The organism is Micromonospora sp. NPDC004551 (assembly GCF_040609975.1).
Taxonomy (GTDB): Bacteria; Actinomycetota; Actinomycetes; order Mycobacteriales; family Micromonosporaceae; genus Micromonospora.
The window spans coordinates 20,919-35,157 of record NZ_JBEXLM010000022.1 but is presented as its reverse complement, the minus strand read 5'-3'; the positions used below and the strand labels follow the sequence as shown (position 1 = coordinate 35,157).

The 14,239-nt window shown below is 73.8% G+C and carries 18 protein-coding genes; 6 read left to right on the top strand and 12 right to left on the bottom strand.

All coding sequences use genetic code 11. The features are described 5' to 3' along the window. Positions 1-55: 55 nt before the first annotated feature. Together ABZW14_RS23655 and ABZW14_RS23650 are read right to left on the bottom strand one after the other, a co-directional pair. Positions 56-313: a WhiB family transcriptional regulator gene (locus ABZW14_RS23655; protein ID WP_073834718.1), complete on the bottom strand. Its 258-nt coding sequence runs from the start codon at positions 311-313 to the stop codon at positions 56-58. A 445-nt stretch (positions 314-758) separates the two neighbouring features. Then, positions 759-1,709 carry a diacylglycerol kinase family protein gene (locus ABZW14_RS23650; RefSeq protein ID WP_355350366.1) on the bottom strand — a complete coding sequence of 317 codons (951 nt, stop codon included), beginning with the start codon at positions 1,707-1,709 and terminating at the stop codon, positions 759-761. Positions 1,710-1,752: 43 nt separating this feature from the next. Here ABZW14_RS23650 and ABZW14_RS23645 point away from each other — a divergent pair, with 43 nt between their 5' ends. Further along, positions 1,753-2,142, top strand: a complete 390-nt coding sequence (locus ABZW14_RS23645) for a hypothetical protein (protein WP_355350364.1) — start codon at positions 1,753-1,755, stop codon at positions 2,140-2,142. Positions 2,143-2,162: 20 nt separating this feature from the next. On the opposite strand, the gene ABZW14_RS23640 is transcribed toward ABZW14_RS23645, so the two are convergent. From ABZW14_RS23640 to sodN, 3 genes are all read right to left on the bottom strand, one after another. Beyond that, a complete protein-coding gene (locus tag ABZW14_RS23640) occupies positions 2,163-2,570 on the bottom strand; it encodes an ATP-binding protein (RefSeq protein ID WP_355350361.1) in 408 nt (135 codons plus the stop codon). A gap of 32 nt (positions 2,571-2,602) precedes the next feature. Further along, complete coding sequence (locus ABZW14_RS23635; protein WP_355350515.1) at positions 2,603-3,058, bottom strand: GNAT family N-acetyltransferase; 456 nt, start codon at positions 3,056-3,058, stop codon at positions 2,603-2,605. Positions 3,059-3,123: 65 nt separating this feature from the next. Then, positions 3,124-3,528 (bottom strand): superoxide dismutase, Ni, encoded by a 405-nt coding sequence (gene sodN / locus ABZW14_RS23630; protein WP_355350358.1) that lies wholly within the window; start codon positions 3,526-3,528, stop codon positions 3,124-3,126. Positions 3,529-3,581: 53 nt separating this feature from the next. Here sodN and ABZW14_RS23625 point away from each other — a divergent pair, with 53 nt between their 5' ends. The 3 genes from ABZW14_RS23625 to ABZW14_RS23615 all read left to right on the top strand — a co-directional run bounded on the left by ABZW14_RS23625 (position 3,582) and on the right by ABZW14_RS23615 (position 6,300). Then, a complete protein-coding gene (locus ABZW14_RS23625) occupies positions 3,582-3,947 on the top strand; it encodes a S26 family signal peptidase (protein WP_355350355.1) in 366 nt (121 codons plus the stop codon). 140 nt (positions 3,948-4,087) lie between these two features. After that, entirely contained in the window at positions 4,088-5,263 is a 1,176-nt protein-coding gene (locus ABZW14_RS23620; RefSeq protein ID WP_355350352.1) for an NADP-dependent malic enzyme, read from the top strand. 74 nt (positions 5,264-5,337) lie between these two features. After that, the gene (locus tag ABZW14_RS23615) at positions 5,338-6,300 is read left to right on the top strand and encodes a zinc-binding dehydrogenase (protein ID WP_355350349.1); all 963 of its coding nucleotides are present in this window, start codon (positions 5,338-5,340) and stop codon (positions 6,298-6,300) included. 26 nt (positions 6,301-6,326) lie between these two features. Here the strand turns inward: ABZW14_RS23615 and ABZW14_RS23610 are convergent, their stop codons facing one another. Beyond that, entirely contained in the window at positions 6,327-7,295 is a 969-nt protein-coding gene (locus ABZW14_RS23610) for a chlorophyllase (protein WP_355350346.1), read from the bottom strand. Between the two features lie 79 nt (positions 7,296-7,374). Then, positions 7,375-8,463, bottom strand: coding sequence for an alpha/beta hydrolase (locus tag ABZW14_RS23605; protein ID WP_355350343.1), 1,089 nt, complete (start codon positions 8,461-8,463; stop codon positions 7,375-7,377). Positions 8,464-8,600: 137 nt separating this feature from the next. Here ABZW14_RS23605 and ABZW14_RS23600 point away from each other — a divergent pair, with 137 nt between their 5' ends. Continuing rightward, positions 8,601-8,777, top strand: a complete 177-nt coding sequence (locus ABZW14_RS23600) for a hypothetical protein (protein WP_355350340.1) — start codon at positions 8,601-8,603, stop codon at positions 8,775-8,777. Positions 8,778-8,933: 156 nt separating this feature from the next. Here ABZW14_RS23600 and ABZW14_RS23595 read toward each other — a convergent pair whose 3' ends face one another. The 4 genes from ABZW14_RS23595 to ABZW14_RS23580 are packed head-to-tail and all read right to left on the bottom strand — an operon-like array spanning position 8,934 to position 13,367. Beyond that, positions 8,934-10,046: an acetate kinase gene (locus ABZW14_RS23595; RefSeq protein ID WP_355350337.1), complete on the bottom strand. Its 1,113-nt coding sequence runs from the start codon at positions 10,044-10,046 to the stop codon at positions 8,934-8,936. Further along, positions 10,043-12,109, bottom strand: a complete 2,067-nt coding sequence (gene pta, locus ABZW14_RS23590) for a phosphate acetyltransferase (protein WP_355350334.1) — start codon at positions 12,107-12,109, stop codon at positions 10,043-10,045. Before pta ends, ABZW14_RS23595 begins: the two co-directional genes overlap by 4 nt. A gap of 4 nt (positions 12,110-12,113) precedes the next feature. Next, positions 12,114-12,809 (bottom strand): DUF998 domain-containing protein, encoded by a 696-nt coding sequence (locus tag ABZW14_RS23585; RefSeq protein ID WP_355350331.1) that lies wholly within the window; start codon positions 12,807-12,809, stop codon positions 12,114-12,116. Between the two features lie 42 nt (positions 12,810-12,851). After that, positions 12,852-13,367: a GNAT family N-acetyltransferase gene (locus ABZW14_RS23580; RefSeq protein WP_355350328.1), complete on the bottom strand. Its 516-nt coding sequence runs from the start codon at positions 13,365-13,367 to the stop codon at positions 12,852-12,854. A gap of 49 nt (positions 13,368-13,416) precedes the next feature. Here ABZW14_RS23580 and ABZW14_RS23575 point away from each other — a divergent pair, with 49 nt between their 5' ends. Continuing rightward, positions 13,417-13,989 carry a TetR family transcriptional regulator gene (locus tag ABZW14_RS23575; protein ID WP_355350325.1) on the top strand — a complete coding sequence of 191 codons (573 nt, stop codon included), beginning with the start codon at positions 13,417-13,419 and terminating at the stop codon, positions 13,987-13,989. 17 nt (positions 13,990-14,006) lie between these two features. On the opposite strand, the gene ABZW14_RS23570 is transcribed toward ABZW14_RS23575, so the two are convergent. Continuing rightward, the gene (locus ABZW14_RS23570) at positions 14,007-14,186 is read right to left on the bottom strand and encodes a DUF6104 family protein (protein ID WP_089009804.1); all 180 of its coding nucleotides are present in this window, start codon (positions 14,184-14,186) and stop codon (positions 14,007-14,009) included. Positions 14,187-14,239 lie beyond the last annotated feature (53 nt).

Below are 14,239 nucleotides of genomic sequence, written 5' to 3'. Positions count from 1 at the left end.
GGACAGCAGAACGCCCCGGCCGGAATCCGGCCGGGGCGTGCGGCGTGCGTGCGAATCAGGCGGAGTGAGCGCGCAGCACCCGGAGCCCGCCGCGGCGCTTCACCGCGCGGCGCTCCTCCTCGCTCATCCCGCCCCAGACGCCGGCGTCCTGACCGGACTCCAGCGCCCACTGGAGGCACTGGTCGGTCACCGGGCAGCGCCGGCAGACGGCCTTGGCCTGCTCCACCTGCAGGAGGGCCGGGCCGGACGTCCCGATCGGGAAGAACAGCTCCGGGTCCTCGTCGCGGCAGACGGCATCGTGGCGCCAGTCCATGGCGGCAACACTCCTCATTCTTAAGTGGGTGGCCAGATAACGTTTCGTTGCTATTCCTATATGCATCCGCATTGCCGATCGGTGACGGTCAGCATCCATCAATTCGGCGCTGCGTGAGCAGGCTTGCGATCCGTGGACCTGCTGGAACAGCTCAACCTGCCGAGCATATCCAGGCAATGTCCCGGTAACACGACTTCGCTTGTGAATACTTTCACGAACTGTCGCGATGTCAAGGGTGCCGCTCGGAAAAACTCCGAACAGTGAGCGGGCTCACCACCCTTTTGTCCGGGTTTCAGAGCGCTCTGGTTACCCGGCGTGCCACAGTCGAGGATCAATATAGTACGGTCTGCGTGACGTTGCTGACATTTCCGGCACCTTTCCCTCGGCGTGGCGTCCTCCGCCCGATGCGGCGAGGTCCGCGTCAACCGACGGCAGTACCCGAGACCTAGCAGATTACTCTCAGTGCGGCAGGGACGGATGCGAATCTGACTTTTTCCCGCTCGCCGAGGTAGTCGCCGTCCAGCTGGAAGGCCAGCGGACGGGCCGAGAGCAGGGTGAACTCCGCCACGTCGTGCAGCCGGAGCACCTGCCGGCCGCGTGGATCGGGCTCCCGGGCGAAGAACTGGCTCACCGTGCGTGTCGTGCTGGCCACCTTGAGTCGGCGCATCGCGAGCACGTCCAGCCCGAGGTCGAACGACGCCTCCGGGTTCGGGTTGATCTCCCGGTCGCCCAGGTACGTCCACGGCGCGGTGTTCTGGATGATGACCGTGCCCAGGTCGGTCTCGGCGGCCTCGCCGGGGCGCTCCAGGCTGATCGACGGGTGCCGCCGGTCCGACGCCAGGAAGTACTGGCTCACCGTCGAGCGGAAGTAGAGCGCCGGCGTGGACACCCGGCCCTTCTTCCGGGCCCGCTCGACCCGCTGGATGACGGCCGCGTCGATGCCGAAGCCCGCGCAGAAGGTGAAGTAGCGGTCGTCCGCCCGGCCCAGCCCGATGGTGCGGGAGCGGCCCAGCCGCAGCCCCTCCAGGATCATGCTGGTCCCGTCCGGCCATTCCCGCGGCAGGCCGAGGGCCCGGGCGAAGACGTTGGTCGAGCCGCCCGGGACGGTGGCGAGCGCCGGCAGCCGCTCCGCCGGGGTCTGCCCGGTGCGGAAGGTCGGCGGCTCGGCGGCCATCAGGCCGTTGACCACCTCGTTGACCGTGCCGTCGCCACCGAGCGTCACCACCAGGTCGACGCCCTCCTGGGCGGCCTCCCGCGCCAGGTCCATGGCGTGACCGCGCCGGCGGGTGTACCGCACCGACAGGTCGACTTCGCTGCGCAGTGCCCGGACCAGCACGTCCCGGCTGCGCTCGCTGGTGGTGGTGGCCTTCGGATTGACCACCAGGACGGCGCGCATGGGCGGCACTGTACCGCGCCTACCCACGGGTATCGTGTCGCGCGTGACGATCGACTCCGGGCCGGTCCCCGGCACGCTCCGCTGGGCGGTGCTCCTGCTGCGCGCCGAGGCGGTGGCGCTCGGCCTCGTCGCGGCATGGCTCATCTGGTCCGACCTGACGGCGCGTACCACCCACCTGACCTCGGCGCTCCTGGTGACCGCGTTCGCGATCGGCGGCGCCGCCGTGCTCTGGGCGCTCGGCGGCGCGCTGGGCCGTCGCCGGGCCGGCGCCCGGGCGCCGGCCATCGTGCTCCAGCTCATGCTGCTGCCGATCGGCTATTACATGATCCAGGGCGGGCTGGGCTGGCTGGGCGTGCCGCTGATGGTGCTCGGCCTCGGCGTCGCCGGCCTGCTGGTCAGCACCCCGACCAACCGGGCGCTCGGCTTCGACTGACGCCGCCCCGGCCGGGGTGGTCAGTAGCCGGAGGCGCGGCGGGTGAGCAGCGAGATGGTGGCCCGGCCGTCGGCGGCCCGGGCGCTCGCCGCGGTGGTCAGCGCGGTGAGCACCTTCCAGGCGAAGGACGACTCCGAGGGGAGCGTGGCCCCCCGCACGGTCGGCACGGTCACCTCGACGGTGAGCGCGTCCTCGGTGACCGCGAAGCGGCACTCCAGTTCGGCGTCGCGGGTGGCGATCGCGAGCAGCATGGCGCACGCCTCGTCGACGGCGATGCGCAGGTCCTCGATCTCGTCGAGGGCGAACTGGAGCCGGGCCGCGAGACCGGCCGTGGCGGTGCGCAGCACGCCCAGGTAGCCGCCGTCGGCGGGCACGGTGAGGTGCACGATGTCGTCGTCCGTCATCGGCTGGCCGGTCAGTTGAGTCACGCCTCATCCCCCCGGTGCGGGACTCTACCCGCTCAGGCGTCCGGCCGCGTGGGGGCTGCCGTCGCCTGCGCGGCGAGGTCGTGCAGCGCCGTCCCGGCCAGCCGGTACGGCACCCACTCGTCCATGGGGGCGGCCCCGATGGCGGCGTAGAAGCGGGCGGCCGGGTTCCAGTTGAGCATCCACCAGTCGAGCCGCCGGTAGCCGCGCTCGACGCAGATCGCGGCGAGGGTGGCGAGCAGCAACCGGCCCGTGCCGGTGCCCCGGGCGGCCGGCCGGACGTACAGGTCCTCCAGGTAGATGCCGTGCACGCCCTCCCAGGTGGAGAAGTTGAGGAACCAGAGGGCGAAGCCGACCGGCTGGCCGGCGGGGTCGACCGCGACGTGCCCGAACAGGGCCGGCGCGGTCGAGAAGAGGGCGGCGGTGAGCTGCTCCTCGGTGAGGTGGCACTGCTCGGGGGCGCGCTCGTAGTCGGCGAGTTCGTGCACCATCGCGACGACGGCCGGCACGTCCTCGGGACGCGCCGGCCGGATCGTCGGTGCCTGGGCGGGCAGGCTCACGCCTGCTTGGTCTCCCAGAAGATCTTGGCGATCTCGTCGATCTTCGAGAGCAGCTCGTCGGCCTTGGCGGGGTCGGTGGCGCCCTTGGCGCCGGCCGCGCCGGCCAGCTTGGTGGTCTCGTTGAAGAGCTGGTGCAGGTGCGGGTACTTCTCGAAGTGCTGCGGCTTGAAGTAGTCGGTCCAGAGCACCCACAGGTGGTGCTTGACCAGCTCGGCCCGCTGCTCCTTGATCAGGATGGCGCGCGTGCGGAACTCCGGGTCGGTGTTGGCCTGGTACTTCTCGCAGATCATTTTGACCGATTCGGCCTCGATCCGGGCCTGCGCCGGGTCGTAGACGCCGCACGGCAGGTCGCAGTGGGCGCTGGCGGTCACACGGGGCGTAAGGATGCGGGGAAGGCGCATCAGGGTCCTCCATGGGATGTTTGCGATGATCCAAGACGACACTACTCCTGGAGATGCTCCCCGGCGGGCGGGAGGTGAAACCCGTGGGTGCCCTGGCTCACCGGCTGCGCGGGCCGCTGGTGCCGGTCCTGGTCACGGGCCCGTCCATGGCTCCCACCCTGCGGCACGGCGACGCCGTGCTGGTGCGCACCGGTGGTCGCCCCGTCCGCCCCGGCGACGTGGTGGTGGCGGTCTTCCGCAGCCGCCCCGACCTGCTGGTCGTCAAGCGCGCGGTCCGCCGGCAGGACGGCGGTTGGTGGATACGCGGCGACAACGACCTGGTCACCGACGACTCCCGGGCGTACGGGGTGGCGGACGTGCACGGCCGGGTGGTCCTCCGGTACTGGCCGCAGCCCGGCCGGGTCACCCGTCGGATATGACCCCGATCACACCTCGCTGCGGCGCGCCTGACTATGCTCGGAAAGTGCCCGGGTGACCCCCCGCACCGCCGCCCCGCTTGCCGCTGACCGTGCGTGCCGAGCCGGCCGGTCCGTCTGCTCGACAGATCCTGGAGTCACCGATGCCTACGTCCACCCCGGACCCCGCTGATCCCGTCTTCCGGCTGCACGTCGGCGGCAAGATGGCCGTCGCCTCGACCGTGCCGCTCACCAGCCGGGAGGACCTCTCCCTCGCGTACACCCCGGGTGTGGCCCGGGTCTGCGAGGCGATCGCCGCCGACCCCGACCTCGCCGACGACTACACGTGGGTGTCGCACACCGTCGCCGTGGTCACCGACGGCTCCGCCGTGCTCGGCCTGGGCAACATCGGCCCGCGCGCCGCGATGCCCGTGATGGAGGGCAAGGCGGTGCTGTTCAAGCAGTTCGCGGGCGTGGACGCGGTACCGGTCTGCCTGGACACCCAGGACGTGGACGAGATCGTGGCGACGGTCCGGGCGCTCGCCCCCTCGTTCGGCGGGATCAACCTGGAGGACATCAGCGCCCCGCGCTGCTTCGAGGTGGAGCGCCGGCTGGACGAGGCGCTCTCCATCCCGGTCTTCCACGACGACCAGCACGGCACGGCCATCGTGGTGCTGGCCGCCCTGCGCAACGCCGCCACCCTGCTCAACCGCAAGCTGGGCGACCTGCGGGTGGCGGTCAGCGGCGCCGGCGCGGCCGGCGTGGCGGTGACGAAGATGCTGATCGCCGGCGGGGTCAACCCGGACCAGGTGGTGGTCTGCGACTCCCGGGGCATCATCGGCCGGCACCGCGAGCTGACCGGGACCAAGGCCGAGCTGGCCGAGATCACCAACGCCGACGGACGGCAGGGCGACATCACCGAGGCGCTGCGGGGGGCGGACGTCCTGGTCGGCGTCTCCGGCGGGCAGATCCCGGAGGCGGCGGTGGCCGGCATGGCCCCCGGGGGCATCGTCTTCGCGCTGGCCAACCCGACCCCCGAGGTGCACCCCGAGGTGGCCGCCCGGCACGTGGCCGTGGTCGCCACCGGGCGCAGCGACTACCCGAACCAGATCAACAACGTGCTCGCCTTTCCCGGCGTGTTCCGCGGCGCGCTGGACGCCCGGGCCACCCGGATCACCGACGGGATGAAGGTGGCCGCGGCCGACGCCATCGCCAACGTGGTGGCCGAGTCGCTGACGCCGGAGGCGATCGTGCCGTCCCCGCTCGATCCGCGGGTCGCTCCCGCGGTCGCCGAGGCGGTCGCCGAGGCGGCCCGCCGCGACGGGGTCGCCCGCCGCTGAGCGTCGTGGAAGGGGGCCTCCGCACGGCTTTTGTGGGGAAGGTCCCCTTCTGAACGAGCCCTCAGCTTGTTACGGTGCCGATCATGCGTGCCGCCTTCGCCTCGGCCTTCGACGCCGACAACCCGCTCGCCGCGCTCACCGTCGGCGACCGCCCCGAGCCGACCCACCCGCAGGACGACTGGGTCACCGTGCAGGTCCGGGCCAGCTCGCTCAACCACCACGACCTCTGGTCGCTGCGCGGGGTGGGCCTCGGCGCCGACCAGCTCCCCATGATCCTCGGCTGCGACGCGGTCGGCGTCGACCCGGACGGCAACGAGGTGGTCGTCTACCCCGTGGTGCCCACCCTGGGCGACCCGCGCGGAGTCTCGATCCTCTCCGAGCACTTCCCCGGCACCTTCGCCGAGCGGGTGGCCGTACCCCGGATGAACCTGCTGCCGCTGCCCGACGGCCTCTCGGCGACCGACGCGGCCTGCCTGCCCACGGCCTGGCTCACCGCGTGGCGGATGCTCACCACCCGGGGCCGGGTCGGCGACGGCGAGTCCGTGCTGGTGCAGGGCGCCGGCGGCGGCGTGGCCACCGCGGCCGTCGCGCTCGCCGTCGCCCTGGGCAAGCGGGTGTACGCGACCAGCCGCGACGCCGCCAAGCGGGAGCGGATCACTGAACTGGGCGCGACCGCCCTGGAGCCCGGCGCCCGGCTGCCCGAGCGGGTCGACGTGGTGATCGAGACGGTCGGCGCGGCCACCTTCGACCACTCGCTGAAGTCGGCCGCCCCGATGGCCCGGATCGTGGTCTCCGGCGCCACGGCCGGCCACGAGCCCAAGGTCAACCTGCGCCGGGTCTTCGCCATGCAGCTGGAGATCCTCGGCACGTCGATGGGCACGCCCGACGAGCTGACCCAGCTCCTGGCGTTCTGCGCCGAGCACGAGGTGCGCCCGGTGGTGGACAGCGTGGTGCCGTTCAGCCGGATCGAGGACGCCTTCGCCCGCCTGAACTCCGGGGGCGTCTTCGGCAAGGTCGTCGTCGACCACACCGCCTGACCGGCGTCGCCGCCCTGGACGACCGGTCAGAGATGGTCGTCCAGGGTGGCCAGGCCGCCGCGCGTCGCGTCGGCGGGGAGCCGCTTCTTCGCCGCGGGGTCGCCGTAGAGCGTCCAGCGGAGGAACTCGACGGTGGTGTCGGCGACCACCCGCAGCGCCTTGCCGTCGCTGAGCAGGGCCCGCCCGTGGTCGCCCTTCGGCAGGCTGAGCATCGCCTTCGGCCAGGGGACCGCGTCGTAGACCGCCTTGCCGGCGGCGTAGCCCACCACCTCGTCGGCCTCGCCGTGCACGAAGAGCTGCGGCGCCGCCGCCCCGGCGAACGCGGTGCCGACGCCGAGCGAGGTGCCGGCGAACACGATGCCGGCGTCCAGACGCTCGTCCCGGCCCGCGGTGAACAGCCCGATCGTGGTCACCCCGCCCGCGCTGTGCCCGGTCGCGGCCACCCGCTCCGGGTCCAGCCGGCCGCGCAGCGGGTCGCCCGCCCGGCCGTCGAGGGCGAGCACCTCGGTCAGCACGTACGACACGTCGGCCGGCTGGTTGAGCACGTCGAGCGGGTTGCCGTCGCCACCGGCGCCGGTGTGCGGGAACCTCGGCGCGGCCACCACGAACCCGGCCGCCGCCCAGCGGGTGAGCAGCACCTGGTAGTCCTCCGGCCGGCCGCCCAGCCCGTGGCTGAACAGCACCACCGGGAACCGCCCGGCCGCCACCGGCGCGGACCGCTCCGCCGTGCCGCCGGCCTCGCCCCGGGCCGGGTACCAGAGGGTCACCGGCAGCGGGCGGTCGCCGTCGCGGTTCAGCTTCAACTGGCGTACGCCGACCGCGAAGCTCTCGGTGGGCGCGTGCCCGGCGGGCACCCGCGGCGCGGGGGTGGTGGCCTTCGGCGGGGCGTCGGGAGCGGGTCGCCCGACCGGGGCGGGCCCGGCCGAGCAGCCGGCCAGACCCGTGCTGAGCAGGGCGGCGGCGGTGACCAGGGCGGCGGCAGGGCGATGGCGCATGAACACGATTGTGCCTCGCGCCCGGCGCTGACCGGCCGGCATCGCCCGGTGCGCGAGGCGATCACCTCACCCGGTCGGCTCAGCGGGGGAGGGCGCGGGTGGTGAGGGTGGTGACGCCGGGGAGGAGGGCGTCGGCGGGCAGCCGGTTCCGGGCGCGGCGGTCGTCGTAGAGGGTCCACCGGAGGAAGTCGGTGGTGGCGGCGAGGACCTGCGCGAACCCGGGCCGGCCCGGGGTCAGGTACTCGCCGTGGCCCTGGCCGGGGAGGCCGAGGAAGGCGGCCGGTCCCAGGCTGCGGGCGTACGCGGCCCGGCCGACCGACTCCGGCACGATCGGGTCCGCGCCGCCGTGCACGAAGAGCAGGGGCGCCATCGGGCCGGCGAAGCTGCCGGCCAGCCCGCCGCCGGCGATGACGATGCCGGCGCGCAGCCGGGAGGAGTGGCCCGAGGTGAACATGCCGGCCGTGGTGAAGCCGCCCGCCGAGTGCCCGGCGGCGGCGAACCGGTCCACCGCGAGGTGCCCGGCGAACGGGTCACCGGGCCGGGCGTCGAGGCGGACCAGGTGGCGGATCAGCCGCCAGCCGTCGGCGGGCTGGTTCCGCACGTCGGCCCGGGTGAAGTCGCGCGCCCGCAGATTGGTCCGGGGGTAGGTGGGGGCGGCCACCACGAAGCCGGCCGCCGCCCAGCGGGTGGTCAGCGGGGCGTGCAGCTCGGGGAGGCTGCGCAGGCCGTGGCTGTAGACGACCACCGGGAACCGCCCGACGGCCACCGGGGCGTCGCGCCGCGGAACCGGCCCGGCACCGTCGTTCGGGCCGGTCACCGCGCTGCCGGTCAGGTCGGTCGCCGCGCTGCCGGTCGGGTCGGTCACCGCGCTGCCGGTCGGGTCGGTCGCCGCGCTGCCGTTCGGGCCGGCAACCGCGCTGGCGGTCGGGTCGGGATTCGGCCGCGCGGCGGCGGGGACCCGGGCGGCGGGCTCGGCCGGGTACCAGACGGTGACCGGCAGCGGCCGGGGGCCGTCGGGGTCGAGGACGAACTGGCGCATGCCCACGGCGTGCGGCCGCAGCGGCGCCGGCCCGAAGGACGGGAGCCGGTCGTCGGTGGCGGCGACCGCCGGGCCGCAACCGCCCACCAGCGCCACCAGCAGCGCGGCGACCAGCCGCTGCACCCTCACCCCCTCACGGTAGGCGGCGGGTCGGCCGGTCCGGCCCCACCGACCGGGCCGACGCGCCTCCACCGCCCGGACCAGGGTGTGCCGCCACCGGCCCGGCGGGATCATCGGCGTCGGCCGGCTTCGCTAGGGTCACGCGCATGGCTGAGAACTACACCGACCCGAGTGGCAACACCGCGCAGTTCCGCGCCTTCGTGGACTCGCCCGACAGCGCGGCGACGGCCGCGGAGACACCCTCCCGGGTGCCGCTGATCGCCGGCATCGGGGTGGCCGCCGTCGTGGTGGTCGCCCTCATCGCCTGGCTGGCCGTGGGCTGACCACCGCCCCACCCGCACCACCCCTTCGCCCAGGCGCTCTACCGCCCGGCGCGTCGATCATGAGGTTGGCGGCGCGAATTGCCTGATTCGTCACCGCCAACTTCATGATCGCCGGGCCGGGCCGGGCCGGGCCGCAGCGGGCGCCGGGCGGCCTGCTCAGAGGTTCAGCACGTCCCGGGTTTCCTGGGCGATCTCGCGTTCCTCGTCGGTGGCGATCACGCACACCGTGACCTCGGTGCCGTCGGGGGAGATGACGCGGTCGCCACTGCCGGCGTTGCGCGCCGGGTCCACGGCGATGCCGAGCCGGTCCAGGCCGGCCAGGGCCGCCGCCCGCACCGGGGCGGCGTGCTCGCCGACCCCGGCCGTGAAGGTGACCGCGTCGACCCGCCCGAGCAGGGCGTAGTACGCGCCCACGTAGCCGGTGATCCGGCGGCGGTAGACGTCGAACGCGAGCGCGGCGGCCGGATCGCCGGACTCCCGGCGGGCCAGCACCTCCCGCATGTCGTTGACGCCGGTCAGCCCGAGCAGGCCGCTGCGGTGGTTGAGCAGGTCGTCGATGTCGTCCACGCCCATGCCGGCCTCACGGCGCAGGTGGAAGATGATCGTCGGGTCGAGGTCGCCGCTGCGGGTGCCCATGACCAGGCCCTCCAGCGGGGACATGCCCATCGACGTGGCGACGCTCCGGCCGCCCTGGACCGCGCAGGCGCTCGCCCCGTTGCCCAGGTGCAGGGTGATGGTGTTCAGCTCGCCGTACGGCCGGTCGAGCAGGTCCGCCGTGCGCCGCGAGACGTACGCGTGCGAGGTGCCGTGGAAGCCGTACCGGCGCACACCGTACCGCTCGGCGATCTCCCGGTCGATGGCGTAGGTGGCGGCGGCCTCGGGCAGCGTGTGGTGGAACGCGGTGTCGAAGACGGCGACCTGCGGGGTGTCCGGCAGCGCCTCCCGGGCCACCCGGATGCCGGCCAGGTTCGCCGGGTTGTGCAGCGGGGCCAGGGGGACCAGGTCCTCGATGGCGGCGACGACCCCGTCGTCGATCCGCACCGGCGCGCTGAACCGGCGCCCGCCGTGCACCACCCGGTGCCCCACCCCGGCCAGTCCGGCCAGGTCGAGCCCGTCGATGATCTGCCGCACCGCGGTCTCGTGGTCGGCCGGCCCGCCGCCCGGCTCGCCGACCCGCTCGACGGTGCCCTTGTCGCGGACCTCGTCGCCGTCGTAGAGGCGGTACTTGACCGACGAGGACCCGCAGTTGAGGACCAGGATCCGGCTCATCGCGACTCCCCGGTGGCGGCCTGGATGGCGGTGATCGCCACCGTGTTGACGATGTCCGGCACGGTGGCGCCCCGGGACAGATCGTTGACGGGCCGGCGCAGGCCCTGCATGACGGGGCCGACCGCCACCGCGCCGGCCGAGCGCTGCACCGCCTTGTAGGTGTTGTTGCCGGTGTTCAGGTCCGGGAAGATGAACACGGTGGCCCGCCCCGCCACCGGGCTGTCCGGCAGCTTGGTGGCCGCGACCTGCGGGTCGATCGCCGCGTCGTACTGGATGGGGCCCTCCACGAGCAGTTCCGGCCGGCGCTCCCGGACCAGCTTGGTGGCCGCCGCGACCTTCTCCACGTCGGCGCCGAAGCCGGAGTCGCCGGTCGAGTAGGACAGCATGGCCACCCGTGGCTCGATGCCGAACCGGGCGGCCGTGTCGGCCGAGGAGATGGCGATGTCGGCGAGCTGGGCGGCGTCCGGGTCGGGGTTGACCGCGCAGTCGCCGTAGACGAGCACCCGGTCGGCGAGCAGCATGAAGAACACGCTGGAGGCGACGGAGACGCCCGGCACGGTGCGGATGATCTCGAAGGCCGGCCGGATGGTGGCCGCCGTGGTGTGGGTGGCCCCGGAGACCATGCCGTCGGCGCGGCCGGTCTGCACCATCATGGTGCCGAAGTAGTTGGGCTGGGCCACGATGTCGTGCGCCAGCTCGACGGTGACGCCCCGGTGCGCGCGCAGCTTCGCGTACTCGGCGGCGAACTCGTCGCGCCACTCGCTGGTGACCGGGTCGACGACCTGCGCGTCGCCGACGTCGATGCCCAGCTCGCGGGTGCGCCGGGCCACCTCGTCGGGGCGCCCGAGCAGGGTCAGGTCGGCGACGCCCCGGCGCAGCAGCACCTCGGCGGCGCGCAGGATGCGCTCCTCGGTGCCCTCGGGCAGCACCAGCCGCCGGCGCTGCGCCCGGGCCCGGTCGAGGAGGTCGTTCTCGAACATCAACGGGGTGACCCGCTCCGTCCGGCTGACCCGCAGCCGGCGGGCCAGGTCGTCGGTGTCCACGCAGCGTTCGAAGGCACCCAGAGCGGCCTCCACCTTGCGCGGGTTCGCCACGCTGGGCCGGCCCTCGATCCGGCTGGAAGCCGCGACGGTGTCGTAGCTGTCGCTGCTCACGGACAGCACGGCCAGCCCGGTGTTCAGCGCCTCGAACAGCCGCATGGCCCGCGGGTCGGGCTGTTCGCCGAGGGTGAGCACGAGGCCGGCCAGGGAGACCTGCCCGGCCACGTGCGCGGCGCCGGCAGCCACGAGCAGGTCGTCCCGGTCGCCCGGGGTGATCACCAACGCCCCGTCGGTGAAGTGGTCCAGGAGGGTGGGCACGTGCGCCGCGCCCACCACGTAGTCGAGCACGTCCCGGTCCAGCGCGGCCTGGTCGCCGGCGAGCAGGGTGGCGCCGAGTGCCGCCGCCACCTCCGCCACCGTCGGCGCCGACACGGTCGGCACCTCCGGGATGGCGTACGCGGGGACGGGCAGGTCGGGCAGCGTCATCGGCCCGGGCACCCGGTTGGCGACCACCGCCACCACCGTCGCGCCCAGGTCCTCCAGATCGTGGTACGCCCCGCGCAGCGCCGCCGTGATCGCCTCGGGCGGCTGCCCGAAGCCGTCCACCACGGGCACCACCACGCTGCTGAACTCGGTCGCCAGCCGGGCGTTGAACGCCAGTTCGCGGGGGCCGGCGCCGTCACCGTCGGCGAAGTCGCTGCCCACCACGACCACCGCGGGGCACTGCCGCTCGACCGCCCGGTAGCGGGCCACGATGCGGGAGATCAGCTCCTCCCGGCGGCCGTCCGCGACCAGGGCGGTGGCCTCGGCGTAGGTCGCGCCGTGCAGCTCGTCGACCGGCAGCCGCACCCGGTAGCGCTCGGTGAGCAGGGCGAGGATCGGGTCCGGGTGCTGATCGGCGACCAGCGGCCGGAAGGCGCCGATCCGCTCGACCTGCCGGGACAGCAGCTCGGCCAGCCCGAGTGCGACCGTCGACTTGCCCCCGCCCGAACCCACGCTGGTCAGGTACACGCTGCGCGCCACGACCTCACGCTACAAGATCGCGGGGTGCCTCGCCCGGGTCCTCGGACCCGTCACCGGCGGCCCGGAACAGCGCGTCGCTCTTCGCCACCCAGGCCGCGCCGAAGGCGAAGACGGCGACCGTCTCGCACCACAGCACCGGCTTGAGCGTGTGCCGCACCTCGGCGGGGAGTTGGGAGCCGGCCAACGCGAGCACGATCGCCAGCAGGATGAGACCGCCGCAGATCCGGTAGAACCGGACCGCGGCGCGTCCCGGGGGCACCCCGATCCGGTCCGGCCGGGTGAAGAGGACCAGGCAGAAGAGCGCGAGGAGCACGAAGAGCGCCGCGGCGGCCGCCTGGTGCACCACCCCGACGGCCCGGTCGCCGCTGCTGACGGTGTGGGCAGCCGCGCCGACGGTGGTGGGGAAGAGCGCCACCACGATCGCCAGGACGCCCGCGAGCGTGCCGAGCAGGTCGTCGGGCCGGCGGTACCGGTAGTTGATCAGGAAGACCCCGATGGCGCAGAGCGCGCCGACGAAGACGTCCCGCAGCTCGGTGTGGTAGTAGCCGCTGAGCGAGTCGAGCAGGGTGAGCCGGCGGGTCGCGACCAGGTGCCCGACCATCAGCACCACCGGCAGCGCGATGCCGACCGATCCGATGCCGAGGCGCAGGTGACGGACCGTCGCCGCGTCCTGCGAGGGCTTACGGGGTTCGGGATCCATCTGTTCCTCCCTCTCCAGTGGACGCGACGGTCACCGTCCCCGTCAACGGTCGGTTCCACCGGCGGCGGGTACCAGTTCCCGTTCGTACACCTGGCCCGTCAGCTCCGCGCCGAAGCTGTGGTGGGTCTCCTCCCCGACGAGCCGGAAGCCACGGGAGAGGTAGATCCGGCGGGCGGCGACCAGGGGATGGTTGGTCCAGAGCCGGATGCGGGCGTATCCCGCTCCCGCGGCGAAAGCGAGGCACTCGTCGACCAGCCGCTCGCCGAGACGGCGTCCGCGGGCCGCGGGATCGACCAGCAGGATCCGCAGCTGGGCCGTCCGGTCGTCGGCAGCGACGCAGAAGACGCAGCCGGCCCGCTGCCCGTTCACCTCGGCGATCCAGGCGGCCTCCCGTGCCGGGTCGTGGCCGGCGGCGTAGTCGGCGACGATCCGCGCCACGAGCGCCTCGAAGCTGGTGTCCCACCCGAACTCGGCGGCGTACGTCTCGCCGTGGGCCAGCACCACCCAGCCGAGGTCACCGGGACGGCCCAGCGGACGAATGAGGATCTCCGCGCTCATCGACACCCCCCCTCAACTGAAACAGTCGTTTCAGTGGCAGAGTAGCGCTGTGAGCGAGCACGAGCGACCCGGGAGCGCCCGGCGCGACGAACTCCTGGAAGGGGCGTACCGCTACGCCCTGGCGCACGGGCTCGCCGAGCTGTCGCTGCGCCCGCTCGCCGCCGCCATCGGGACCAGCCCCCGGGTCCTGCTCTTCCTGTTCGGCTCCAAGGACCAGCTCATCCGGGCGCTGCTCGGCCGGGCCCGGGCCGACGAGCTGGCCGCGCTCCGGCAGGCCGGGGAGGCGGGCGGCACCCACGACGTCGCCGCGGCGGTGCGTACGACGTGGGGCTGGCTCGTGGACCCGGCGCACCGGCCCATGCTGGTCCTCTGGGTCCAGGCGTACGCCCGCTCGCTGAGCGAGCCGGAGGGACCGTGGGCGGGCTTCGCCCGGCAGACGGTGGAGGACTGGCTCGGGCTGCTGGCCGGGATCGACGACGGGACCGCCGGCGGCGCGGATCCGGCTCTCGCCCTGGCGGTGCTGCGGGGCGCCCTGCTCGACCTGCTGGCCACCGGCGAAACGGCACGGGCGACGGCGGCCGTCGAGCGCTACCTGTCCCTGATCGGGGCGGCGGCCCGCTGAATCCGGGTGGGCCCGGCCTACTCGTCGTCCTCGTCGTCCAGGCGGGCCAGCCAGGTGGCGAAACGCTCGATCGGGGTCTCGAACTCCGGGTTCAGGTCGACGAAGTCGCGCAGCCGCTCGCCGAGCCACTCCAGGCTGACCTGCTCGTCGCCCCGGCGCTCGACCAGTTCCTCGATGCCACGGTCGGTGAAGTACATGTGCGTCCTCTCGCGGAAGAAGGGCCGCCCACGGGACGAGGGGCAGCGGCCGT